A 22,581-nucleotide genomic window follows, 5' to 3' on the forward strand; every position below is an offset into this window, starting at 1 on the left:
ATGAAGCTGCTTTATTCTCCGGCCTCGCCCTATTCCGCCAAGGCGCGCATGGCGGCGCGTTATCTCGGCATAGAGATCACGGAGGTGAAGACCGATACCAACGCAAATCCGCCGGAGCTCATCAACAGCAACCCGCTCGGCAAGATTCCGGTGCTGATCCGCGACGGCGAACCGCCGGTCTACGACAGCGTGGCGATCATGCACTTCCTCGACCGCCAGTCTGGCGGAAAGCTTTATCCGAAGAAGGATCAGAAGCGCACCGAGGCGGAAGTGCTGGAAGCGCTCTGCGACGGCATCATGGATTGCCTTCTGGCGATCGTCTACGAACGCCGCTCGCGGGACGAAGAGAAGGTTCACCAGCCGTGGATCGACAAGCAGTGGGCGAAGGTGGTTCGCGGCCTCGACTATCTGGAAAACAACCTGCCGAAAACCGGCAAGAAGCTGAACGGCGGGCATTTTGCGCTCGCTGCGCTGATCGGTTACCTCGACCTGCGCTTCAACGGCCAGTGGGCGGAAGGCCGGCCCGAGCTCGCCTCCTGGCCCGATACCTTCTCCAAGCGCTTTTCCCACTATGCCTCGATGAAATCGGCGGCCTGAAAGCGGCCCTCCGAAAACAAGAAAGCCCGGACCGAAGTCCGGGCTTTTTTCTCAGCCTTTCGAAAGGCTTAGAACTTGACGCCGATACCGACCTTGACGCTGTGGTCGTCGAAGCCCTTCGAGACCGAACCGGAGTCGAGGCTGTAACGATCGGTGCCGTAGTCCGTGTAACGGTATTCGACGCGGGCCGTGATGTTGTTGGTGATGAAAGCTTCCGCACCCGCACCGACGGTGTAACCGACGCCGGTCTTGCTGTCGGACGAGGTGGCATCCTTCAGCTCGTTGTCCTGCAGGGCAAGACCTGCCGTACCGTAGATCATGAAGGGGTTGAGGTCGTAACCGACGCGGCCGCGAACCGAGCCGTTCCAGCCGGCCTTGCCTTCGAAACCTTCGATCGTGTCGTTCTTCGTGCCGTTGTAGCCGACATCGGCTTCGACACCGTAGACGATCTGGCCGGACTGCCAGTTGTAGCCGGTGAACGCACCGCCGCCGAACGCGCCGTCACGATCGCCTGCGCCGCCGAAGCGGCCCCAGTCATACTGGCCGTAACCACCGAGGTAGAAGCCCTGCCAGGTGGCAACCGGTGCCGGCTCTTCGACTGCTGCCGGAGCCTGCGGAATTTGATCGACGGCATCAGCGGCATTGGCCGCGGAGATGGCGATGAAGCTGGCTGCCGAGGCCATCAGAGTTGCGATGAGAATACGCATACATTTTTCTCCTTTTACTGCTGTGCCGGGAAGTTCGCCGCGACAACATCATTCGCGGCAGATTTGTTCCCTGCCCGCTGAAGGTGAATGTGGATGCGAATTGAGGATTTGAAAGAGCCGAAATGTGAATTGATTGTGGCAGACACAAGGCCGAAATTGGATGTTGCTGTATCGCAACATGTATATCATTAACCCTAATTGATCCTTAACTGAAGAATAAAAACTTTTACATTCATAAACTACTTCTTAAACGACAAGTCAAAACTCGTCAATATAACTTTCGGCACCCCCCATTCCCGCCGGAGACTCTGGGTTTCCACTTCTATTCATAGAAGAACGCCGCCAGCACGCATCACACAACGAGATTTCAACGATGAAAATAGATAGTTTCAGGCGATACCGGCGCAAAGCCGGGCACTTCGCCAAGTACCCTGCCGGAATTTTGCCTCAAATGAACCGGCGGAAAACGGCTTTCCGCACCAGACGGCCATGGCGGGTCGGCCTCGCGCTCCGGCTTCCAAAACAAGGACCGAGTCACTATCTCTGCGGCAGCGGCCGATGATTTGCGGCTCAGGCCGCCAACCCGCAGACTTTTGACAAGCAGCCGATGCCGGGCCCATGCTTCGAATCAGATAAGGCCAGCCGCCGGCCACGATCGGCGGGGCTCTGGCGGAGACTATGGAATGAACGGTACCAAGCTGCCCGACGGCGGCGTTCTTTACGACGAGACGGAAGACGATGACGACGATGCTCTGGTGGCCGAGCCGAGCGACGGTCCCGCCGCGTCGATCGACTGGAACGAAGGCTGGAAAAACGAAAGCGGGCTGAAGGGCGCCGAACTCATCGCCGAATTCGTCAAGCACCTGCCGAACGCCCCCGGCGTCTACCGCATGTTCAACGACGCGCAGGACGTTCTTTACGTCGGCAAGGCGCGCAGCCTCAAGAAACGCGTCGGCAACTATGCGCAGGGCCGCGTCCATTCCAACCGTCTCGCCCGCATGGTGCGCGAGACGACGCATATGGAATTCGTCACGACGCGGACGGAGACCGAGGCGCTGCTGCTTGAGGCCAACCTCATCAAGCGCCTCCGGCCACGTTTCAACGTCCTGCTGCGCGACGACAAGTCTTTCCCCTATATCATGATCACCGGTGATCATCGCGCGCCGGCAATCTTCAAGCATCGCGGCGCCCGCGCCCGCAAGGGCGATTATTTCGGGCCGTTCGCGTCGGCCGCCGCCGTCGGCCGCACCATCAATTCACTACAGCGCGCCTTCCTGCTGCGCACCTGCACGGACAGCGTGTTCGAGACTCGCACCCGTCCCTGTCTTCTCTTCCAGATCAAGCGCTGTTCGGGACCGTGCACCCACGAGATCAGCGACGAGGGTTATGCCGGACTCGTCCAGGAGGCGAAGGATTTCCTTTCCGGCAAGAGCCAGAACGTCAAGTCGGCGATCGCCGCGCAGATGGCGGAAGCCTCCGAGGATCTCGATTTCGAGCGCGCCGCCATCTATCGCGACCGTCTCGCCGCGCTTTCACATGTCCAGAGCCATCAGGGCATCAATCCGGCCGGCGTCGAGGAGGCAGACGTCTTCGCCATCCATCACGAAGGCGGTCTTTCCTGCATCCAGGTCTTCTTCTTCCGGACCGGCCAGAACTGGGGCAACCGCGCCTATTTCCCCAAGGCCGACCCGCAGATGTCCGGCGCCGAGATCCTCAACGCCTTCCTTGCGCAGTTCTACGACGACAAGCCGGTGCCGCGGCAGATCCTGCTGTCCGAGACGGTCGAGGAACAGGATCTCCTGGCCCAGGCGCTCGGAGAAAAGGCCGGCCACAAGGTCATCATCTCGGTGCCCCAGCGCGGTGAAAAGAAGGACCTGACCGACCATGTGCTGGCGAATGCCCGCGAGGCGCATGGCCGCAAGCTTGCCGAAACCTCATCGCAAGCCCGCCTGCTGCAGGGCTTTGCCGAAACCTTCGGCCTTGCCCAGGCGCCGCGCCGCATCGAGATCTACGACAACTCCCACATCATGGGCACGAACGCGGTGGGCGGCATGGTGGTGGCGGGGCCGGAAGGCTTCGTGAAGAACCAGTACCGCAAGTTCAATATCAAATCGACCGACATCACCCCCGGCGACGACTTCGGCATGATGCGCGAGGTGATGACCCGCCGCTTTTCCCGCCTCATCAAGGAGGAAGGCATTCCCGATCGCGGCACACCCACCGAGATCGCCGCCGCTGGCGAGGATATCAACGACGCCGCTTTTCCCGCCTGGCCGGACGTCATCCTGATCGACGGCGGCCAAGGCCAGATGACCGCCGTGCGCGCCATTCTCGACGAACTCGGCATCCGGAACATCGTCACCGCGATCGGCGTCGCCAAGGGCGTCGATCGCGAGGCGGGCCGCGAGCGCTTCTTCGCCGACGGCAAGACCGACTTCTCGCTGCCGCCGCGAGATCCGGTGCTTTATTTCATTCAGCGCATGCGCGACGAGGCCCATAGATTTGCGATCGGTTCCCACCGCGCGCGACGCAAGAAGGAAATGGTCAAGAACCCGCTCGACGAGATTTCCGGCATCGGACCCGGCCGCAAGCGCAAGCTTCTGCAGCATTTCGGCACCGCCAAGGCCGTTTCCCGCGCCGGGCTGACGGATCTCATGGCGGTGGAAGGCATTTCCGAGGCCGTCGCCAAGCAGATCTACAATCACTTTCATGAGACGCGGGCGGGGTGAGGAGCGGTCGGCGCAGCCGATGAAAGGATCCCGTCAATCGTTTCGAATGACGAACGCCCTGGGCCAAAGCGAAAGGCCGGCGGCAGTCAGGTGAAGAACCGTTTCCCCGGGCGTTCATCCATCTGACGCAATCGCCTGCAAAAAAGCCGTCACGGCATGTTGACGCATTCCATTCCAGGCCTCAACTAGGGGCAAACATCGCAATAGGTTGTCCATGGCTTCCCGCGCATACAATATTCCCAATCTCCTCACCTATGCGCGCATCCTGGCCGTGCCGGTCATCGTTGGCTGTTTCTTCATCGAGGGGCAGCTTGAAAGCTCGGACGTCGCCCGCTGGACGGCGCTCGTTCTCTTCGCCGCCGCGTCGATCACGGATTATCTCGACGGCTATCTCGCCCGCATCTGGAACCAGACGTCGAATATCGGCCGCATGCTCGATCCGATCGCCGACAAGCTGCTGGTGGCGGCCGTACTGCTGCTGCTTGCCGCCGATCAGACGATCGCCGGTTGGTCGCTTTGGGCGGCGATCACCATCCTGTGCCGTGAAATCCTCGTCTCGGGCCTGCGTGAATATCTGGCCGCGCTGAAAGTCTCGGTGCCGGTGACGCGGATTGCCAAGTGGAAGACCACGATCCAGATGGTAGCGATCGCCTTCCTGCTCGCCGGCCCTGCCGGCGACAAGATCGTGCCCTACACGACCCAGATGGGCATCGCGCTTCTGTGGATCGCAGCGATCCTCACTTTCTATACCGGCTACGACTATTTCCGCGCCGGGGTCAAACATCTGGTGGACGAAGAATGAGCGTCAAACTCGTCTATTTCGCCTGGGTACGGGAACGAATCGGCAAGCCGGAAGAGGAAATCGATCTGCCGGCAAGCGTCATCACCGTTCGCGATTTGCTGAATCATCTCAAGGATCTGGGTGAAGAATACGAGAACGCGCTGCAGTTCCCGGAGGTCATCCGCGTGGCGATCAACCAGGAACATGCGGAGCATGATGAACTCATCGCGGGAGCGCGGGAAATCGGCATTTTCCCGCCGATGACAGGTGGGTGAGAGACGGTCCGCCAAGGCCGGAGAAACCGATCCAGCGGATCGATTTTAGCGTCGAACACCCGAGCCGACGCGATGGGCCGGGAGCGGCAAGGCAAATTCGGCCCGCGGCAAAGGAAACGGTCAATGTCGAACATCACCCCCACCATCCGCGTCCAATCGGCCGACTTCGACCTGCAATCGGAAATCGACGCCCTCATCGCCCGCCGCAAGGACATCGGCGCGGTCGTCACCTTTTCCGGCCTCTGCCGCGATGAACAGGGTGCCCTCTCGGCCCTCGAACTCGAACATTATCCCGGCATGGCGGAAGCGGAGATGCGCCGCATCGGCGGGATCGCCGTCAAGCGCTTCTCCCTGCTCGGCCTCACCGCGATCCACCGCCACGGCAGGATCATGCCGGGCGAAAACATCGTGCTGGTCATCGCCGCGGCTCCCCACCGGCAAGCGGCCTTCGACGGGGCCAATTTCGTCATGGATTTCCTGAAGACGTCCGCACCCTTCTGGAAAAAAGAACACGCCGCCGACGGCACGGCAGGCGACTGGATCGCCGCCAAGGACGCCGACGATACCGCACGCGACAAGTGGAAATAGCCGCTACGGCACCACCCGCTCCCGGCGGCTCATGACCAACACAAGGACGAGAACGCCGACCACGACGAGATCGCGCCAGAGAATGGGGCCGTAGCCGCTCCAGAGCGTTTCGGCAAAACCGACAACGGCAGCGCCGGCTGCGGAGCAGATCGGATTGGAATGGCCGCCTGCGGCGGCGATCAGCACCACCTTCAGTCCGAAGAGAAGGCCGGCGCCGAAGTCCATGGTGCCGTAGTGGGACGTGGCAAGCACGCCGCAGACCGAAGCGAACAGCGCCGCGAAGACATAGGCCATCACGAAGACGCGGGAAGAATTCGTGCCAGAGAGCTCGGCGGCGAAGGGGTCGTCGGCGACCGCCCGCCACATGCGGCCCCAGCGGGTGCGGGTGAGGATCAGATGGCCCGCAGCCATCATCGCCAGCATCACGGCGGCATTGGCGAGCTGGATCAGCGTCAGCGTCACCGGAAAACCGTCGCCCCGCCAGAAGACGAGAGCGTCATTCAGGAACGGCGGCAACCACAGCTCACGGGTATCGGACGCAAGCCGCGCACCTTCCATCAGCACCATCAGCACGCCGAGCGAGGCGACGGTGACCGCATTCGGCGAGATACCTGCAAGCGGCCGCATCACGAACTGCCCCACCGTCACGCCTGCCCCTATGCCGCCCGCGAGCGCCACGACCGCGCCGACAGAAAGCGCCGCCGGGAGGACCAGCCAGAACCGGTTCCAGCCGATATGGGCAAAAAGCAGGTAGAGATGGCCGGAAAAGGCGAAGATCGCCCCATAGGTGATGTCCGCCCGCTTCGTCACGGCGAAGGCGAGCGAATAGCCGAAGGCGAGCGTCGCATAAAGCGCCGCCAGCGGGACTGCATTCGCCAGTTGCTGCAGAAGATAGGCCATGGGCACTCCGATAGCGACCCAAATATAACTGGTCAATTGGATTTTGCCAGTTATAATATTGCCATGAGCTTTTCCTGGACCGCACATCGTTTCGCCGGAGGCGCTTTGGCGCTGGATGTCGCCAACAGCGTCATCCTGCGTTTCGATCCGGCACGCAGCATCGACCGCTTTGCGGAGCCGGAACAGATGGACCTCTTTCCGAAGGCCGCCGAGACGTTTTGCGCCGAGCGGGCATTGTTCGGCGATCTTCTCCCCATCCGGCCGCAGAACCGCGCGCCTTTCCTGGCGTTGCGCGAGGCGATCGACGGTTTTTTCCGGGCGCGCGCCCAAGGCGACGAGGCGCAGGCGCTGCTTGCCGATTTCCTGGAAGCCGCCGCTGCCGTCCTGCGCTGCGCGGAGAAGAACTCGCTTGAGGCGGCGACCGCCCATTCCGCGCTCCGGCTGCTCGCGGAGGCGGAAATCAAGCGCCTGAAGATATGCGGCAATTGCGGCTGGCTGTTCATCGACCGCAGCAAGAACCGCAGCCGCACCTGGTGCGACATGGCCGTCTGCGGCAACCGGGTCAAAGCCAACCGCCATTACCATCGCAAGAAGGAGGCCGCGTCATGATGCACCGGCTCCTCATCTGCGGCCTCGCCGCGCTTGCCCTCGCCGCCTGCCAGCGCAAGGCGGATGAACCGCTCGCCGAGCTTTCCGGCCGGGTGTTCATCTTCAACTACCGCGTCGCCGCCGCCAACTACGTCATCACGCTCAGGAAGACGGCGCCCTTCCCGGAAGGCGCCTATGCCGAGGCCGAATTCGAAAACCCGCAGGGCGGCGCACCCCTGACGGCACGTCAGAAGCTTTTCCCGGCCATGGAGAAGATCGTGCTGGAAAGCCCGGACCTGAAATGCGTGAAGAAGGACAAGACCTATTCGGTAAAAATCCGCCTCGTCGGCGCCGACCGAAAACCGCTGCAGACGATCGAAACCAGCGTCACCTCAAACATGGAGCAAACGGAAATGATGCCATCCAAGCCACTCGTGGTCGGGCCGATCTACACGCCGAACCCGGAAGTCTTCAAGGCGGATGGCAGCGTGGACTACGCCAAGGAGGCAAACTGTCCGGCCTAGAGCGCCCGATCTCCGCCGCAAGGCGAGATCGCCATGCCGCACGGTCTCACCAACAAAAAAGCCGAGGCGAACCCCGGCTTTCTCTCGTTCCACTCAGACCTTCGGCAATCAGCCGACGATCTCGGTTTCGGAGAACCAGTAGGCGATTTCTTGGACCGCGGTCTCCGGAGCGTCCGAGCCGTGAACCGAGTTTTCGCCGATGGAGAGAGCGTGGGTCTTGCGGATGGTGCCTTCCGCGGCGTTGGCCGGGTTGGTGGCGCCCATGATTTCGCGGTTCTTCAGGATGGCGTTTTCGCCTTCGAGAACCTGCACCACGGTCGGGCCGGAGGTCATGCCTTCGACGAGTTCACCGAAGAACGGGCGCTCCTTGTGAACGGCATAGAAGCCTTCCGCTTCGCGCTTGCTCATCCAGACGCGCTTGGAAGCGATGACGCGCAGGCCGGCGTCTTCCAGCATCTTGGTGATGGCGCCCGTCAGGTTGCGCTTGGTGGCATCCGGCTTGATCATCGAAAACGTGCGTTCAATCGCCATTGTTCTATCCTTCGTTTCCTGTGGCCCAGTGATTAAGGGGGAAAGTGGGCGGTCTTTACCCGCCCCTTTCGCTGGAAACAAGGGGGTTTCCCCCAATTTCACGCAGGCGTCACACTGCGGCCTAGGCCTTCATGCAGGTCGAGGCAGCGATCGAACCACGAACCTACGGGGTCGTCTTCGGAAAATACCTTGGCGCCGGCCGTAATTCGCATCCATTGCAGGGCGCCGAACAGGATGTAATCGGCGAAAAGCGGCGTGTCTCCGCCGAGATAGGACTGATATCCGAGCGTCTGCCGCACCGGCTCCAGTTTGGCGGCAAAACCGGCAACGGCCGCCTCGCGCCCCGCCCTCACCTCTTCCAGCGTCCTGCCAAGAAGCGCCTCGCGGCTCTTGCGGAAATAGATCCGGTCGGTCTCGTCCAGCATGTCATGAATATCCGGCACGGCGATCTGGGAGATCGCCGGATGGATGATGTTCTGCGAGAAGCGCTCGACGAAGCGCGACAGCGCCTTGCCGCCCTCCCCGCCGAACAGCGTCGGCCGGTCGGGATAGGCCTCTTCCAGATATAGCGCGATCTCGAAACTGTCGCGGATCAGCTGGTTGCCGTCCCTCAGGATCGGCACCGTCTTGGAAAACCCGCCTTCCAGCTCCGGGATCTTCGTGAACGGCGTCGGGCGCTCGATGAAGTCCAGCCCCTTGTGGGCGAGCGCCAGCACCACCTTCCAGCAATGCGGCGAGAACGGGCGGCTTTCGTCAGCGCCGCAGAGCGAATAGAGGATACGTGTCATGGCGCGGCTCCCGATGCGATTGTGTGTGAAGCATAGTGCAGGCAAACCGGCGTTCAAATCCAATCAGCAAATTTCATGGATCGCATCAGCCGAAACGGTACCGGTCACGTGGGCATCCATCTTCGCTTAACCCTACCGACAATCCGAATGGGGATTTTTAGCAGATGTTAAAAGCGATCCAGCATGGCTTGCCTCATCAAGGAACAAATAGATCCGAGAGGACGAGACATGGCGGGCGAAGTGAGCAAGGCGGCAAGAGACCGGAACCTGCATGCGGTGACCCAATACATGGCGAAGCTGGAGGTCGGCGGCCTGCCGCGCAACTATGAACTGTTTCACGAGGCGCTCTCCGGCTCGGACGCAGCGCTTTCCCGCGATGTGCTGGCGCTCGCCGCCAATCCTTCGCAGACCCAGCTCGACGAGATCGGCCTGAGGCACCAGCTCCCGGGGTTCGTCGCGCTCAATCCTCCCAAGGGTCGTGAACAGGAAATCAAGCTGCTCATGGAACTTCGCGACAAGATGGCGAGCGGCGTCGCGCAGAAGCAGGGCTTTACCCGCGTGCTCGAGACCGTCGCACGCAGCCTGAGGCAGGACAGCAATGCCGGTCCGGCCGACATCCTCGCCGAGATCGAATATCTGAGCGTCTCGCTTTCCGACGCCGTGGTCGCCGAAACCGAGCTCGAAGCCATCCTGAGATCGGGTGCGGACCGTCTTGCCAAGGCCGAGCGCGAAGCGCTCACCGCCCGCTCGGTGACGCTGCGCGACCGCCTGACCTCGCTGCCGAACCATGCCGCGCTCGCCGAACGTCTGGAGACGCTTTACGGCGCCAATGGGGAAAGCCGCGAGACCGCCCTTTTCTTGGTGACGATCAACGATCTTCCACATATTGCCCAGACCTATGGCGAGCCGGCAGCCAATCGGCTGGTCAAGAAGGCGGCGACGATCTTCCGCAAGGCTGTCAAGAAAAACGATTTCCTGGCTCGCATCGGCAAGGGCGATTTCGCCTTCCTGTTTCGCGATGTCGACCGCGACAGCGTGCAGCCGATCGCCGAGCGGCTTGCCGCCTCGATCGCCGACAACCTGATCTTCGCAGCCTCCGAAGGGGCTCCGGCTCTGCGCCTTTCGATCGGCGCCTCACTGACCGCCGATGCCTTCTCGCCGCCGGAACTGCGCCTGCAAGCAACGTCCGCGCTGGAAGCCGCCAAGGCCAATCCACGCCTGACGGTCGTGACATACGCGGACATGCCCAAGCGGAGGTAAGCTGCCGGGCGATCGTCGAGGACGCGGTCTCTTGCCTTGGCCATGAGTTTCGGCCAAAACCGCCGCCATGATCACGATCACCGAACTTTCGGCCCGCATCGCCGGCCGCCTCCTCCTCGACAATGCCAGCGTGGCGCTTCCGGCGGGCACGAAGGCCGGGCTTGTGGGCCGCAACGGCGCCGGCAAATCCACCCTCTTCAAGATCATCACCGGCGATCTGGCCGCCGAAAGCGGTTCGGTGACCATTCCGAAGAACGCCCGGATCGGCCAGGTGGCGCAGGAAGCGCCTGGCACCGAGGAGTCGCTGATCACCATCGTACTCGCCGCCGACAAGGAGCGCACGGCGCTTCTCAAGGAGTCGGAGACCGCGACCGATCCGCACCGCATCGCCGAAATCCAGATGCGGCTCGTCGATATCGACGCCCATTCCGCCGAAGCGCGCGCCGCGAGCATCCTCTCCGGCCTCGGCTTCGACACGCAAGCGCAGCAGCGCCCCGCTTCCTCGTTTTCCGGCGGCTGGCGCATGCGCGTGGCGCTTGCGGCTGTGCTCTTCGCCGAACCGGATCTGCTTCTCCTCGACGAGCCGACCAACTACCTCGACCTCGAAGGCACGATGTGGCTGGAGGACTATGTTCGACGTTATCCGCACACCGTCATCGTCATCAGCCACGACCGCGACATGCTGAACAACGCGGTCAACTCGATCGTGCATCTCGACAGACAAAAGCTCACCTTCTATCGCGGCGGCTACGACCAGTTCGAGCGGCAAAAGGCCGAAGCCGACGAATTGCAGATGAAAGCGAAGGCCAAGAACGATGCCGCGCGCAAGCATCTGCAAAGCTTCATCGACCGCTTTCGCGCCAAGGCGACGAAGGCCCGCCAGGCGCAAAGCCGCATCAAGGCGCTGGAGCGCATGGGCACGGTGGCGGCCGTCGTCGAGGATCACGTCCAGCCGATCACCTTCCCGGAACCGGACAAGCAGCCTGCCTCGCCGATCGTCGCGATCAGCAAGGGTGCGGTCGGATATACGCCGGGCAAGCCGATCTTGAAGAACATCAGCCTCCGGATCGACAACGACGACCGCATCGCGCTGCTCGGCTCGAATGGCAACGGCAAATCCACCTTCGCGAAATTCATTTCCGGGCGACTTTCGGCCGAAAGCGGAGAGATCAAGCTCGCGCCGAGCCTGAAGATCGGGTTCTTCGCCCAGCACCAGCTGGACGACCTGATACCCAACGAAACGCCCGTCGATCATGTGCGCCGGCTGATGCCGCAGGCGCCGGAAGCGCAGGTGCGCGCCCGCGTGGCGCAGATGGGACTTGCGACCGAAAAGATGGCGACCGCCGCCAAGGATCTTTCCGGCGGCGAAAAGGCGCGCCTGCTGATGGGCCTTGCTGCCTTCCACGCGCCGAACCTGCTGATCCTCGATGAGCCGACCAACCATCTCGACATCGACAGCCGCCGGGCGCTGATCGAGGCGCTGAACGACTACAACGGCGCCGTCATCCTGATTTCCCATGATCGGCACCTGATCGAGGCGACCGTCGACCGGCTCTGGCTCGTCAACGAAGGCACGGTGAAAACCTTCGAAGGCGATCTCGACGAATATCGCGACCTCATCGTCTCGGCCGGCCGAAAGAAGGATGAGAAACCTCAGAGCCCCGACGACACCGCTTCGAAGGCCGAACAGCGGAAGGTCAATGCGGAGAAGCGCGCCTCGCTTGCGCCGCTCAAGAAAAAGATCAATGAAATCGAAGCTTTGACGGCCAAGCTGGAGAAGCAGATTCAGGCTCTTGATAAAGAGCTTGCAGACCCGGCTCTCTACGACAAGGCGCCTGCCAAGGCCGCGCTCAAGGCCAAGGAACGCGGTGAAGCGGCTGCGAAGCTCTCGGCGGCGGAAGAGGAATGGCTGATGCTTTCGTCGGAATATGAAGAGGCGATGGCATCCTGATCCGCCCGGCGGGAACCTGTGCCGAATCCGGAATGATCGGCGGCATGGTTGCTCCTTGCCGATTCGCTCCCTAGGTATTGGCTTCCCTGAACGGAGGATGCCATGGACCTTTTCCTCGAAACGGACGACGATCCGAAGACCCTTGCGTTCATCGCCGAGCAGAACCAGGCTTCCGACCGGGAACTGCAGACACCGGAATTCGGCAAGGACCGCGACATCATCAAGGCGATGATCGAGCGGGAGGACCGGCTGATCGTCCCTTCCCGTCGCGGCAAGTGGCTGTTCGACTACCACCGCACCAAGGACAATCCGCTGGGCATCTGGCGCCGGTTGCCAGCCGATCAGAAGCCGCTGTCGGATGCAGCCTGGGAGAAGGTGCTCGACCTCGACGCCTTTTGCCAACAGGAAAACAAGCGCTGGATCTACTACGGGGCGATCACCTGTCCGTTCGAGCCGACTTTGGTGCTGCTCATCCTTTCGGATGGCGGTTCCGACCTGCTGCGGCTGGTGGAATTCGATACCGAAACCAAAACCTTCGTCGAAGGTGGTTTCGATACGCCGGCAGCGCGCACCCACGCCAGCTGGCTCTCTCGCGACGAGATTGCCTATTTCGGCTCGGTGGACGAAAACTCAGCCACCCGCTCCGGCTGGCCGCGCGTCGGCCGCCGGCTGAAGCGCGGGCAGAAGGTTCAGGATGCGCCGGTCTATTTCGAAGCCGGCAAGGATGATGTCTACGGCTCTGCCTATTCCATCGATCCGCTTTTCTGGGGCGGCAAGCCGGGCGAGCGGCCGGTGGAGGTCTTTTCCATCGGCCATGAGATCGGCAAGGTGAGCGTGCATCTACGCGATGCCAAGGGCGATGTCCGCCGCCTCGATCTGCCGACCCAGATCGATTATTCAACCAATCACAGCCACATTCTCTGGCGCGCCAAGACCGACGAGCGCCATCCGACGGGCAGCCTGATCCTGCAGACAATCGCGCCGTTTACGGACGAGGCACTTGGAGAGGCGCGCGTTCTTTATTCGCCGAAGGACGGGCAGTCGATCTCGCAGTTTTCCCTGCTGAGAACCTGGGCGCTGTTCATGGTCAGCGACCGGATGGTGCCGAAACTTTATCTGCTCGATCTGACGAAGGCTGGAGCCGAGCCGGAAGAGCTGTTGTTGCCATCAGAGCTGCAGACCGTGAATTTCCGGCTGCTCGATGCCGATCTGACACTCGGCGAAGAAGTGCTGACCGTCATCGGCCAGGGCTTCCTCCTGCCCTACAGCACCTACCGCCTCGACCTGACCGACCATACACGCAAGCCGGAGCTCGTGCTTACCGGCACTTCGCCCACCTATTTCGACGCCGAGGGCATGCGGACGGAGCTTCTGGAAGCGACGTCGGAAGACGGGACGAAAGTGCCCTATCACATAGCCTTCCCGAAGAGCTGGACCAAGGGCGAGTTACCCGTCCTGATGTATGGTTACGGCGGCTTCGCCTCGCCGCTGGCGCCCCATTATTCCGGCACCAACGGCCTCTGGCTGGAACAGGGCGGCGCCTATGTGCAGGCCTATATCCGCGGCGGCGGCGAACTGGGGCCTGACTGGCACAGGGTCGCCAAGCGCCACGGCCGCCACAAGGCCTTCGAGGATTTCGTCGCGGTCGCCCGCGATCTCGTGAAGCGCGGTTATACGAAACCGTCGCGCATCGCCTGCACCGGCGGCAGCAATGGCGGCCTGCTGACGGCCGTGATGCTGACCGGTTATCCTGAAGACTTCGGCGCGGTATGGACCCGCGTCCCGGTCATCGACATGTCCCGCTTCCACGTCTTTCCGGCCGGCAAGGCGTGGATGGACGAATACGGCAATCCGGACGACGAGGCCGACCTTGCCTACATGCTCGGTTATTCGCCGCTGCATCGGGTCAAGCCGGCCGATGAAGTCACCTACCCGCCGGCCTATATCGAAAGCTCGTCCAACGACGACCGGGTGCATCCCTCGCATGCCCGGCGCTTCGCCAAGCGGCTGATCGAAGCCGGCCACACGCCGCTCTTCCATGAATACAGCTCAGGCGGCCACGGCGGGGCCGGAGATTCCACCGAACAGGCCACCCGCGCCGCCATGGGCTACAGTTTCCTGCGCCAGACGATCATGCGGGACTGAGCGCATTTTGTCCGAATTGTCTGCCTCGTGAATATACTATATTCCGACGTATATTCACGAGGTGCCCGGATGCCCCTTTATGTCCGCGACGAACGCGTCAACCAGCTCGCCGAACAGGCGAGGAAAATTCTCAACGCTCCGACCAAGACGGATGCCATAAGGCAGGCGTTGGAACGTGTGGTGGAGAATTCGCAAACACCTGAAAAGCCTGAGAAGCCGCCGCTTGCCGAAAGGCTTCGGCGACTGCTTTTCATATGCCAGCGCCAAGGCTGCCAGCCTCGACCTGCTCTATGTCGGCGAGGATTTCGCCCTCACCGACCTCGCCTGATCATCGGCTCCTGCCAATTGTTCCCGGCATAAACCCGCCATTAACCATAATCGGCGAAAGTTGCGGCGTCTCAAATCCTTAGTCACTTTTAAGCCCCGAGTCGCCCCATGTTCGTCCGCGTCCTCTGTGTCGCCGCTGCCGTCGCGTGCCTGCTTTCCTCCTGCGCCGGTCGCAGCCAGACCGAAGGCGGCACCCTTGCCACATCATTCGCGCCTGCCAAGGCGCTGTCGTCGCCGAAAAAGGTCGCCAACGCCGACGAGCCGGTGGCGCTCACGCCCGTTGCCTGGGGCCGCGTGAACAATCCGGGAAGCCTTGCCGGTCGCACCATCAGCGTCGGCTCGCTGTCCGACCTGAAGCTCAACGACAAGGAAGTGGTGCTGACCTTCGACGACGGCCCAATGCCGAACAAGACGGAGAAGATCCTTTCCATCCTCGACGAATACAATGTCAAGGCGACCTTCCTGATGGTCGGCCAGATGGCCAAGGCCCATCCGGCCATCGCCCGAAAGGTGGTGAACGCCGGCCACACGATCGGCAGCCACACCTATCGCCACGCCGATCTGCAGCATCTTTCCTTCGATGCGGCCGTCGCCGAGATCGAAAAGGGTCGCGACGCCGTCACCAGCGTCACGCACGAAGACGCGGGCTTCTTCCGCTTCCCCTATCTCGCCGACACCAGAAAGCTGCGCCAGTGGGTCGCCTCGAACGGTATGGTCGTGCTGGACGTCCAGATCGATTCCAAGGACTATTTCGGCGTCTCGCCGGCCGCCGTCGCCACGCGCACGATGAGTTCGCTGCGCGCTCACGGCAAGGGCATCATCCTGCTGCATGACATCCATGCCCGCACCGCGGCCATGCTGCCGGCACTGCTCACGCAGCTGAAGGCCGAAGGCTACAAGGTCGTGCGACTGCGCCACAGCAATTCGTCGATGATGATGGCCTGGCTGAACTGAAGATCAGGTAGGGCTGGACGACGCACCGCGCGCGGAAAAGAGGGCATGTCACGCCTTCTTGACCCAGCGCCCTTCCTCCGACTGCTGCCAGTAGGTCAGCGCGTGCCCCTCGCCCTTCAGCCTTTTCCATTGGGCGCGGGCATTTTCGAGCTGCGACGTGTCGTAGCCGTCGAACATGAAGACGATCCGTTCGTAGTCCGCCGCCGCCGGCGGTTCCGCACCATCGACGACGAAACGGACGGTCGCACCGTTCTGATTTTCCGCGGCGGCGGTGAGCAGAACCGGCTGGGCATCGGCCATCGGCGCGGCATCCGTGCCATGCGGCAGAAAACTGTCCTCGCGAAAGGTCCATAGATGCGCATCGAGAAAATCCCGCCGCGCATCCTCGTTCGTCTGCACAACCACCTTCCAGCCACGCTCGACGCTTTTTTCGAGGAGTGCCGGCAGCGCCTCCTCGAGCTTGGATTCGGTCAGATGGTAGAAGAGGATTTCGGTCATCACGGTTGAGAACTCAATATTTCGCCAGAAATGACAATCGGGTCCTCAACCCGCCTCGTAATGGGCCCGGACCAGTTCGTCCAGCAGGCGCACGCCGTAGCCCGAGCCCCAGGACTGGTTGATCTCGTTCGATGGCGAATTCATCGCGGTGCCGGCGATATCGAGGTGGGCCCAGGGGGTGTCTCCCACGAAGCGCTTCAGGAGCTGCGCCGCGGTGATCGAACCCGCGTAACGGCCGCCGGTATTCTTCATGTCGGCGAATTTCGAATCGATGATCTTGTCGTAATCCTTGCCGAGCGGCATGCGCCACAGACGCTCGCCCGTCACATCGCCCACTCCGGTCAACTGGCCGGCCAGTTCGTCGTCGTTGGAGAAAAGGCCGGCATGCAGGTTGCCGAGCGCCACCATGATCGCGCCGGTCAACGTGGCCAGGTTGATCATGAAACGCGGCTTGAAACGGTCGTTGCAGTAATAAAGCGCATCGGCGAGCACGAGCCGGCCTTCCGCGTCGGTATTGATGATCTCGATCGTCTGGCCGGACATGGTGGAGACGATATCGCCCGGACGCTGCGCATTGCCGTCCGGCATGTTCTCGACGAGGCCGATGATGCCCACGGCATTGACCTTGGCCTTGCGGGCGGCGAGCGTGTGGATGAGGCCGGTCACGGCGGCGGCGCCACCCATGTCGCCCTTCATGTCCTCCATGCCCGCGCCCGGCTTGATGGAAATGCCGCCGGTGTCGAAGACGACGCCCTTGCCGACAAAGGCAAGCGGGGCCTCCTTGGCCTTGCCGCCCTTCCACTGCATGATGGCAAGCCTCGGCGGCCGCACCGAGCCCTGCGCGACGCCGAGCAGCGCTCCCATGCCGAGCTTCTTCATTTCCTTCTCGGTGAGGATTTCCACCTCGACCCCGAGTTTCTCAAGCTCTTTGGCCTTGTCGGCGAATTCGACCGGGCCGAGCGCATTCGGCGGCAGGTTGACCAGGTCGCGGGCGAGGTTCACGCCCCCGGCAATCGCCTCGGCATCAGCAAAGGCCTTCCTGGCGGCCGTGTGTTCGGCGGTGACGATCGTCACCTTTACCGTCTTCGGCGCCTTGTCCTCGTCGTCCCCCTTCTTCGTCTTGTAGGCATCGAACGTATAGGCCCTCAGCAGCATGCCGAGCGCGAAGCCGGCTGCTTCCGCGCCGCCGACGGCCGCCCCCGGGGCATCGATGAAGATCGCAACCTTCGTCATGTTCCTGACGGAAGCTGCCGCAGCGCCGCCGGCCTTGATCCAGTCATAGGCCGTCAGGGCATCGGCCTTGCCGAGCCCCAGCACAACCAGCCGGTCGAGGGAAGAGCCCTGCGGCGCGATGATGTCGAGCACGGCCATGGATTTGCCGGAGAATTTCGCAATCTCGGATGCGCGCGTCACGATGCCGGCCGGATCGGCCTCCGCAGCGCCCGCCGCCGGCCCGTCGCCCGCAAGCTTGAGCTGGATGGCAAGGCCGCCTTCAAGCTTGGCGGATTTGGCGAACGAGATATCGAATTTCACGGACATTGCGGCTCCAGGGGACTGTCGAAGAGGAGTCGCGATCATCGCCGTTTCGGGCTCAAGCGCAAGGGCGGAACTGCATAATGCCACAAGCGCCGTTCCCGCTCGATACGGTCGTGGCCGCTTCGGGAAATCACCGGTGACGTCAAAGCGGCTGAGGTCCGTGAAGGAAGTCCTTCATTCGAGGTTCCGCATTTCGGTATCCATCCAGGCGCAGAATTGCCGGACTGCCCTCGATTCCGAGCAGCGCCGGTAACGGTAGGTCCCGGTCTCGAACGGCTGGTGTCCGGGCAGGATCATCAACGCGCCGGACTTCGTTTCCCTGGCCGTGAGGATCGTCGGCGCCAGCACCATCCCGAGACCCGCGACACAGGCATGAAGAGCCGCGTCGTCCGTATCGAATGCATGGGCAAAGGAAAGATCGGCCGGCGGAATACCAAACGTCTCGCACCAGAGCTTCCAGTCCCAGTTGCCCACGCAGCATTGAAGGGCCGGCACATCCGCAACGGCAATCTCCCGGCCATGGTTGCCTCTCGCCAATAGGACCGGAGAAACAACCGGGCGGCGCAGGTCGCGCGCGAGGAGTTCCCATCCTTCGGCCTCCTCCCCCGTCCGGAAATAACGGATGCCGACATCGGAATCGGGGATCGCCGGAATACCTCGCGCAGAACTGGTTTCCACGCGGACGCGCACTTTTGGGCAGAGAACGCGAAAACGATCGAGTGACGGGATGAGCCAGCGGAGCGCAAGCGACGTGGTGGCGTGAACGCTGATCTCGTTTTCGTCGCGATAGAGAGCATCGGCGGAACGCTCGATGAGCCCGATCGCCGGCGCGACCTCCTCATAGAACCGCCGCCCCATGTCGGTGAGTGAAACGGTGTTGTTCCCGCGGCGGAAGAAACTCACCCCAAGCTCATCCTCGAGCTTCTTGAGTTGGTGGCTCACCGCCCCGGAGGTGACACCGAGTTCGGCGCCGGCGGCCGTCAGGCTTCCGGTGCGCGCCACGATCGCAAACACCCTGACGGCGTTGAGGGAGACACGGTGCCTTTCCTGCATAAATTTTCCTCAGCCTCCCTTCAAATTCCTCGTTTGAGCGTCGCGCGAAAATCGGGCACAGACGAACGCAAGAAGCCCTCAAAATGAATGATCCACTTGAACCGTTCTTATATCAACATCCGAGCCATACCAGGGTTAATCGTCGATACTGCATTAATTTATTTACGCCTCACACGCTGAGAGACGTGCCCCTCCTTCCTCATTTCTCCCTCCAGAAACCAATCAGAGGCCGAGGCCTTATGAGCCCCCTTCCCCGTAAAGACCGCGACCTGCTTGCGCTTTTCGCGCCGATCGCCCGAATGCCGTTCCGCTCCCCTACGGTCCGAGGCGTCGCCGCCCTGTCGCTGACCCAGCTCATCGGCTGGGGCGCCACGTTCTGGCTGCCCGCGGTCACGGGACCCGCCATGGCCGGCGCGCTGCGCATGCCCCTGCCCATGGTCATGGCAGGCCCGACGGTGATGCTCGTCGTCATGGCGATCGCGTCCTGGCCGCTGAGCGCCGCCTTCGAGCGTCGCGGCGCCCGCCCGATAATGGTTCTGGGATCGCTCCTGGGTGCAACCGGCCTGCTGCTCATGGGCGTGGCCAACGGTCCGGCATCCTATCTCCTGGCGTGGATCATTCTCGGCCTCGCCGGCGCCGGCATGTTAACGACACCGGCGCAGATCGCAGTGACCGAGATCGCCGGCGAGAACGCCCGCCAGGCGCTCGGCGTGCTGATCCTGGCCGGCGGGCTGACATCGACCATCGTCTGGCCGCTGACAGGGGTCCTGCAAGCCCAATGGGGCTGGCGGACGACGACACTTGCCTATGCCGTCCTCATGCTGTTTGTCTGCATGCCACTGCACTGGGCCGCGCTTGCCCGCCAGCCCAGGGAAAAAGCTGCGGCTGAGGCGGCCACCGAGCCTACTTCCATCGACCGGCCACGTTTCATCCTGCTGGCCATGAGTTTCGCCGCCAATGGTTTCGTGACCTGGGGTTTTGCCCTCACCATCATCATCCTTTTCGAGGCTGCGGGGCTCGATCACGCCAGTGCACTGACGGCTGGAGCCTTCATCGGCCTTGCCCAATGGGCAGGACGGCTGGTCGATTTCCTCGGCGGCCGGCGCCTGTCGGGTTTTGCCACAGGCCTTGCCGCCTCCGCCCTGTTTCCGCTGAGCTTCATCGTTCTTCTGCTGACCAGCAATCTCGTCGGCGCCATGCTTTTCGCCACGCTCTACGGGCTTGCGAGCGGCATCACCGCCGTCACCCGCGCTACGCTGCCGCTGCAGATCTTCCCCGCAGGCGCCTATGCCCGCGCATCGGCGCAGCTCGCGGTGCCGCTCAATCTCTCCTTTGCCGCCGCACCGCCGGTATTCACCGCCATCATGACCTCCGCCGGTCCCCGCGCAGCCCTTTGGCTGGCCCTGGTCATCTCGCTCTTCGCCTTCAGCACGTTTTTTGGCCTTTTGCTGCTGCACCGCCGGAGGTTTCGCACATCACGCCAGAACTGAAACCGGGAAATCGACTGAACCTGTCGCGGCCGAGTTCGGCTAGCCCCGCATATCCCATCCGGGCAAGTCATTCCTCGCAAAGAGCGCCGCCGGTTCCTAACAGTCCGGCGACCGCAGCCTGGCGATCTGGGGGGCGACGATTGCGACGAACAATCCGGGATCGCTAAAAGCTCGTGCGGAAAGCATTGCCCCATGGAGCGAGGCCATCAGCACCTGAGCCTCCTCTTCCGGCCGTTTGTCCAGCCGGAACAGCCCCTGCTCGACTCCGGCCTGCAGGACCGAGGCAAGCCATCCCGCGAGACCATGGAAATGGGCGCGGACGCGTGATGCGACCTCTTCCGGCAGCATCTGCATCTCGCTGGCCAGCATCGCGCAGACGCAGAAGGGCAGCGAGGCGTCCCGAATGCATGTCTGCCAGTAGTTCATGTAGGACTGCAGCTGTTCGGCTGGGCTCGAGGCCTGCTCGCGCAGGAACGTCAAACCCGCCTCCGCCTGCCGCCTGTAACGATCCACCAGCGCCGAGACCAAATCGGCCTTCGTCGGAAAATGATGGTGGATGCTCGCCTTCCTGATGCCGATCGCAGCCGAGATGTCGGCGTAGCTGAACCCGTTGTAGCCTCCCGTCACGATGAGAGACTGCGCGATGTCGAGGATTTTTTCCGAAGTCGAAGCCATTGATTTCATATCGTCGCCTACCTTTTGGTAGGCAAATTGTCAAGGTGCTGCAACCTCCCCGCTTCTCACGAGGAGGTGTTCGGGCGTCAGGTTGACTCGACAAAATTACCTTCCTACTAGTAGGTAGTCAAAAAAAGGAACCTTTCAATGCAAAGCCAACCGTCCACCCAGTCCAACTGGCTGCAATCCTACTATTTCGTGCGCGCCTCGTTCTCCATCGGCTGGATCGCCGCAGCCCTCCTCCTCGGCGGGCAGCCCGGTCCCGCCGCGTTTCTGCTGGTGATCTATCCCCTGTGGGACGCCCTCGCCAATCTGATTGATGCACGGGCAAACGGCGGCCTGAAAACCAACCCGTCCCAGGCGCTGAACGTCGTGGTCAGCACGATAACGGGGCTCGCCGTCATCGCGGCGGTCAGCAGCAGCACATACGCGGTTCTGGCCGTTTTCGGGGTCTGGGCTATCCTCTCGGGACTGCTGCAACTGTATACGGGAGTAAGACGCTGGCGTGCCTATGGCGCACAATGGGTGATGATCCTGAGCGGTGCGCAGTCGGCCCTCGCCGGCGCCTTCATGATCAGTCGATCCCTTGGCACCGTTGCGCCGACGATCTTGGACATCGTCCCCTATGCGGGGTTCGGCGCCTTCTATTTTCTGCTTTCGGCCATCTGGCTCGTCGTCGCAGCCTATCGGAAAGCACATGCGTAAGCACAGCCCGCTCCCGCGGCGGCAAGTTCAAAGTCATTTGCCGCCGCCGAAAGGACAAATTTCGCCCGTCAGAGAGCGCTCTCGTTCTTTGTAACTGGCGAATTCCTGCTCTCCGAAAATCGATTCCGCTTTTCGGACCGATGCGCTAGGTTCGCGCCGCCCGAACAACCGGATCGCATTTGCATGAATTCGCCAAGCCGCATTGTCCTTGAATGGCGCGCTGCCACAAGGCGTCTTTTCGCCAGACCGGCAGTGTGGTTCGTCGTGCTGATGCTGCTGTGGTGGCTGCTGCTGGCAGTCTTCTACCTGGTCCCCGAGATCGATCTTGCCGTGGCGCGCGCCTTCTTCGAAGAAGCGGCCTGCGGCCAGGCGGTCGAAGAAGGCCGCGTCTGCGGCAGCTTTCCCTACGGAACGCAGGTCCTCTTCGTCGTCATTCGGCAGATCCTCTTCTATTTGCCGTCGCTCACCGCGATCTACATCCTCTACCGGCTGATCGCCAATCTCCAACATCACGGCGCAACCTACAGCCCTCGCAAGACAAGGGACTATTCGATCGCGCTTACATCCTTCCTGATCGGCCCCTACGTGCTGGTCAATCTGCTCCTCAAGGAAATCTCGGACCGCCCGCGGCCCTACCAGACCGATCTCTTCGGCGGCCGGAACGTCTTTATGCCGGCCGGCGATTTCCAGGGCGCCTGCACCGGCAACTGTTCCTTCATCTCCGGCGAGGCCGCCGGGGCCGGCTGGATGGCTTGCCTGGTCGTGATGCTGCCGAAACCGCTGCGCGCGGTGCTCGGCCCGCCGCTGATTGCCGTGTCGCTGATCTCGCCGGCATTGCGGACCTCCTTCGGCGGGCACTACCTTTCCGACGTGACGCTCGGCTGGCTGTCATCGCTGGTGGTGTATGCGGGGATTGCCGCGTGTTTCGAAATGTCACAGCGGCGAAGAAAACGAAAACAGCCAACAAATTTGTGACGCA

The 22,581-nt window shown here is 62.2% G+C and carries 22 protein-coding genes and 1 pseudogene; 15 read left to right on the plus strand and 8 right to left on the minus strand.

Annotated features, from left to right (window positions below; all coding sequences use genetic code 11):
• On the plus strand, positions 1–597 hold the full coding sequence (locus DMO26_RS21235; RefSeq protein WP_117194151.1) for a glutathione S-transferase: 597 nt from the start codon (positions 1–3) through the stop codon (positions 595–597).
• 68 nt (positions 598–665) lie between these two features.
• Here DMO26_RS21235 and DMO26_RS21240 read toward each other — a convergent pair whose 3' ends face one another.
• The gene (locus DMO26_RS21240; RefSeq protein ID WP_117194152.1) at positions 666–1,304 is read right to left on the minus strand and encodes an outer membrane protein; all 639 of its coding nucleotides are present in this window, start codon (positions 1,302–1,304) and stop codon (positions 666–668) included.
• A gap of 683 nt (positions 1,305–1,987) precedes the next feature.
• On the opposite strand from DMO26_RS21240, the gene uvrC reads away from it, so the two are divergent.
• From uvrC to DMO26_RS21260, 4 genes are all read left to right on the plus strand, one after another.
• The gene (gene uvrC / locus DMO26_RS21245; RefSeq protein ID WP_162895008.1) at positions 1,988–4,033 is read left to right on the plus strand and encodes an excinuclease ABC subunit UvrC; all 2,046 of its coding nucleotides are present in this window, start codon (positions 1,988–1,990) and stop codon (positions 4,031–4,033) included.
• Between the two features lie 214 nt (positions 4,034–4,247).
• Positions 4,248–4,835, plus strand: a complete 588-nt coding sequence (gene pgsA, locus DMO26_RS21250; RefSeq protein ID WP_117194153.1) for a CDP-diacylglycerol--glycerol-3-phosphate 3-phosphatidyltransferase — start codon at positions 4,248–4,250, stop codon at positions 4,833–4,835.
• A complete protein-coding gene (gene moaD, locus DMO26_RS21255) occupies positions 4,832–5,089 on the plus strand; it encodes a molybdopterin converting factor subunit 1 (protein ID WP_117194154.1) in 258 nt (85 codons plus the stop codon). The genes pgsA and moaD overlap by 4 nt, the downstream gene beginning before the upstream one ends.
• A 123-nt stretch (positions 5,090–5,212) precedes the next feature.
• Complete coding sequence (locus tag DMO26_RS21260; RefSeq protein WP_117194155.1) at positions 5,213–5,677, plus strand: molybdenum cofactor biosynthesis protein MoaE; 465 nt, start codon at positions 5,213–5,215, stop codon at positions 5,675–5,677.
• Positions 5,678–5,680: 3 nt separating this feature from the next.
• Here DMO26_RS21260 and DMO26_RS21265 read toward each other — a convergent pair whose 3' ends face one another.
• Complete coding sequence (locus tag DMO26_RS21265) at positions 5,681–6,577, minus strand: branched-chain amino acid ABC transporter permease (protein WP_117194266.1); 897 nt, start codon at positions 6,575–6,577, stop codon at positions 5,681–5,683.
• Between the two features lie 63 nt (positions 6,578–6,640).
• Here DMO26_RS21265 and DMO26_RS21270 point away from each other — a divergent pair, with 63 nt between their 5' ends.
• Both DMO26_RS21270 and DMO26_RS21275 read left to right on the plus strand, forming a co-directional pair.
• Positions 6,641–7,186 carry a CGNR zinc finger domain-containing protein gene (locus tag DMO26_RS21270; protein ID WP_117194267.1) on the plus strand — a complete coding sequence of 182 codons (546 nt, stop codon included), beginning with the start codon at positions 6,641–6,643 and terminating at the stop codon, positions 7,184–7,186.
• Positions 7,183–7,689 (plus strand): hypothetical protein, encoded by a 507-nt coding sequence (locus DMO26_RS21275; RefSeq protein ID WP_117194156.1) that lies wholly within the window; start codon positions 7,183–7,185, stop codon positions 7,687–7,689. Before DMO26_RS21270 ends, DMO26_RS21275 begins: the two co-directional genes overlap by 4 nt.
• A 108-nt stretch (positions 7,690–7,797) precedes the next feature.
• Here DMO26_RS21275 and ndk read toward each other — a convergent pair whose 3' ends face one another.
• Positions 7,798–8,220 carry a nucleoside-diphosphate kinase gene (gene ndk / locus DMO26_RS21280; RefSeq protein WP_117194157.1) on the minus strand — a complete coding sequence of 141 codons (423 nt, stop codon included), beginning with the start codon at positions 8,218–8,220 and terminating at the stop codon, positions 7,798–7,800.
• A 98-nt stretch (positions 8,221–8,318) separates the two neighbouring features.
• A complete protein-coding gene (locus DMO26_RS21285) occupies positions 8,319–9,008 on the minus strand; it encodes a glutathione S-transferase family protein (protein WP_117194158.1) in 690 nt (229 codons plus the stop codon).
• A gap of 228 nt (positions 9,009–9,236) precedes the next feature.
• On the opposite strand from DMO26_RS21285, the gene DMO26_RS21290 reads away from it, so the two are divergent.
• The 5 genes and pseudogenes from DMO26_RS21290 to DMO26_RS21310 all read left to right on the plus strand — a co-directional run bounded on the left by DMO26_RS21290 (position 9,237) and on the right by DMO26_RS21310 (position 15,645).
• Positions 9,237–10,268 carry a GGDEF domain-containing protein gene (locus DMO26_RS21290; RefSeq protein WP_162895009.1) on the plus strand — a complete coding sequence of 344 codons (1,032 nt, stop codon included), beginning with the start codon at positions 9,237–9,239 and terminating at the stop codon, positions 10,266–10,268.
• Between the two features lie 67 nt (positions 10,269–10,335).
• A complete protein-coding gene (locus DMO26_RS21295; RefSeq protein WP_117194160.1) occupies positions 10,336–12,219 on the plus strand; it encodes an ABC-F family ATP-binding cassette domain-containing protein in 1,884 nt (627 codons plus the stop codon).
• Between the two features lie 102 nt (positions 12,220–12,321).
• Positions 12,322–14,364, plus strand: coding sequence for a prolyl oligopeptidase family serine peptidase (locus tag DMO26_RS21300; RefSeq protein ID WP_117194161.1), 2,043 nt, complete (start codon positions 12,322–12,324; stop codon positions 14,362–14,364).
• 69 nt (positions 14,365–14,433) lie between these two features.
• A pseudogene (locus DMO26_RS34470) lies at positions 14,434–14,562 on the plus strand (type II toxin-antitoxin system VapB family antitoxin); the annotation flags it as partial.
• Between the two features lie 237 nt (positions 14,563–14,799).
• Positions 14,800–15,645 (plus strand): polysaccharide deacetylase family protein, encoded by an 846-nt coding sequence (locus DMO26_RS21310; protein WP_117194163.1) that lies wholly within the window; start codon positions 14,800–14,802, stop codon positions 15,643–15,645.
• 48 nt (positions 15,646–15,693) lie between these two features.
• Here DMO26_RS21310 and DMO26_RS21315 read toward each other — a convergent pair whose 3' ends face one another.
• From DMO26_RS21315 to DMO26_RS21325, 3 genes are all read right to left on the minus strand, one after another.
• Positions 15,694–16,143, minus strand: a complete 450-nt coding sequence (locus DMO26_RS21315; RefSeq protein ID WP_117194164.1) for a DNA polymerase III subunit chi — start codon at positions 16,141–16,143, stop codon at positions 15,694–15,696.
• 45 nt (positions 16,144–16,188) lie between these two features.
• A complete protein-coding gene (locus tag DMO26_RS21320; RefSeq protein WP_117194165.1) occupies positions 16,189–17,682 on the minus strand; it encodes a leucyl aminopeptidase in 1,494 nt (497 codons plus the stop codon).
• A gap of 171 nt (positions 17,683–17,853) precedes the next feature.
• The gene (locus tag DMO26_RS21325; protein WP_117194166.1) at positions 17,854–18,732 is read right to left on the minus strand and encodes a LysR substrate-binding domain-containing protein; all 879 of its coding nucleotides are present in this window, start codon (positions 18,730–18,732) and stop codon (positions 17,854–17,856) included.
• 239 nt (positions 18,733–18,971) lie between these two features.
• On the opposite strand from DMO26_RS21325, the gene DMO26_RS21330 reads away from it, so the two are divergent.
• Positions 18,972–20,222 carry an MFS transporter gene (locus tag DMO26_RS21330; RefSeq protein ID WP_205421248.1) on the plus strand — a complete coding sequence of 417 codons (1,251 nt, stop codon included), beginning with the start codon at positions 18,972–18,974 and terminating at the stop codon, positions 20,220–20,222.
• A gap of 96 nt (positions 20,223–20,318) precedes the next feature.
• Here DMO26_RS21330 and DMO26_RS21335 read toward each other — a convergent pair whose 3' ends face one another.
• The gene (locus DMO26_RS21335; protein WP_117194167.1) at positions 20,319–20,906 is read right to left on the minus strand and encodes a TetR/AcrR family transcriptional regulator; all 588 of its coding nucleotides are present in this window, start codon (positions 20,904–20,906) and stop codon (positions 20,319–20,321) included.
• A gap of 138 nt (positions 20,907–21,044) precedes the next feature.
• Between DMO26_RS21335 and DMO26_RS21340 the strand changes: the two genes are divergently transcribed.
• Both DMO26_RS21340 and DMO26_RS21345 read left to right on the plus strand, forming a co-directional pair.
• Positions 21,045–21,602 carry a DUF308 domain-containing protein gene (locus DMO26_RS21340; RefSeq protein ID WP_117194168.1) on the plus strand — a complete coding sequence of 186 codons (558 nt, stop codon included), beginning with the start codon at positions 21,045–21,047 and terminating at the stop codon, positions 21,600–21,602.
• Between the two features lie 183 nt (positions 21,603–21,785).
• Positions 21,786–22,577, plus strand: coding sequence for a phosphatase PAP2 family protein (locus DMO26_RS21345; RefSeq protein WP_117194169.1), 792 nt, complete (start codon positions 21,786–21,788; stop codon positions 22,575–22,577).
• The last annotated feature ends 4 nt before the right edge of the window (positions 22,578–22,581 follow it).

Origin of the sequence: Rhizobium terrae (genome assembly GCF_003425685.1) — a bacterium.
In the GTDB taxonomy this organism is placed as follows: Bacteria; Pseudomonadota; Alphaproteobacteria; order Rhizobiales; family Rhizobiaceae; genus Neorhizobium; species Neorhizobium terrae.

Coding starts and splice junctions, on each gene's coding strand:
- DMO26_RS21235 (WP_117194151.1), top strand. CDS start 1: ATGAAGCTGCTTTATTCTCCGGCCTCGCCCTATTCCGCCAAGGCGCGC.
- DMO26_RS21240 (WP_117194152.1), bottom strand. CDS start 1,304: ATGCGTATTCTCATCGCAACTCTGATGGCCTCGGCAGCCAGCTTCATC.
- uvrC (WP_162895008.1), top strand. CDS start 1,988: ATGAACGGTACCAAGCTGCCCGACGGCGGCGTTCTTTACGACGAGACG.
- pgsA (WP_117194153.1), top strand. CDS start 4,248: ATGGCTTCCCGCGCATACAATATTCCCAATCTCCTCACCTATGCGCGC.
- moaD (WP_117194154.1), top strand. CDS start 4,832: ATGAGCGTCAAACTCGTCTATTTCGCCTGGGTACGGGAACGAATCGGC.
- DMO26_RS21260 (WP_117194155.1), top strand. CDS start 5,213: ATGTCGAACATCACCCCCACCATCCGCGTCCAATCGGCCGACTTCGAC.
- DMO26_RS21265 (WP_117194266.1), bottom strand. CDS start 6,577: ATGGCCTATCTTCTGCAGCAACTGGCGAATGCAGTCCCGCTGGCGGCG.
- DMO26_RS21270 (WP_117194267.1), top strand. CDS start 6,641: ATGAGCTTTTCCTGGACCGCACATCGTTTCGCCGGAGGCGCTTTGGCG.
- DMO26_RS21275 (WP_117194156.1), top strand. CDS start 7,183: ATGATGCACCGGCTCCTCATCTGCGGCCTCGCCGCGCTTGCCCTCGCC.
- ndk (WP_117194157.1), bottom strand. CDS start 8,220: ATGGCGATTGAACGCACGTTTTCGATGATCAAGCCGGATGCCACCAAG.
- DMO26_RS21285 (WP_117194158.1), bottom strand. CDS start 9,008: ATGACACGTATCCTCTATTCGCTCTGCGGCGCTGACGAAAGCCGCCCG.
- DMO26_RS21290 (WP_162895009.1), top strand. CDS start 9,237: ATGGCGGGCGAAGTGAGCAAGGCGGCAAGAGACCGGAACCTGCATGCG.
- DMO26_RS21295 (WP_117194160.1), top strand. CDS start 10,336: ATGATCACGATCACCGAACTTTCGGCCCGCATCGCCGGCCGCCTCCTC.
- DMO26_RS21300 (WP_117194161.1), top strand. CDS start 12,322: ATGGACCTTTTCCTCGAAACGGACGACGATCCGAAGACCCTTGCGTTC.
- DMO26_RS21310 (WP_117194163.1), top strand. CDS start 14,800: ATGTTCGTCCGCGTCCTCTGTGTCGCCGCTGCCGTCGCGTGCCTGCTT.
- DMO26_RS21315 (WP_117194164.1), bottom strand. CDS start 16,143: ATGACCGAAATCCTCTTCTACCATCTGACCGAATCCAAGCTCGAGGAG.
- DMO26_RS21320 (WP_117194165.1), bottom strand. CDS start 17,682: ATGTCCGTGAAATTCGATATCTCGTTCGCCAAATCCGCCAAGCTTGAA.
- DMO26_RS21325 (WP_117194166.1), bottom strand. CDS start 18,732: ATGCAGGAAAGGCACCGTGTCTCCCTCAACGCCGTCAGGGTGTTTGCG.
- DMO26_RS21330 (WP_205421248.1), top strand. CDS start 18,972: ATGAGCCCCCTTCCCCGTAAAGACCGCGACCTGCTTGCGCTTTTCGCG.
- DMO26_RS21335 (WP_117194167.1), bottom strand. CDS start 20,906: ATGAAATCAATGGCTTCGACTTCGGAAAAAATCCTCGACATCGCGCAG.
- DMO26_RS21340 (WP_117194168.1), top strand. CDS start 21,045: ATGCAAAGCCAACCGTCCACCCAGTCCAACTGGCTGCAATCCTACTAT.
- DMO26_RS21345 (WP_117194169.1), top strand. CDS start 21,786: ATGAATTCGCCAAGCCGCATTGTCCTTGAATGGCGCGCTGCCACAAGG.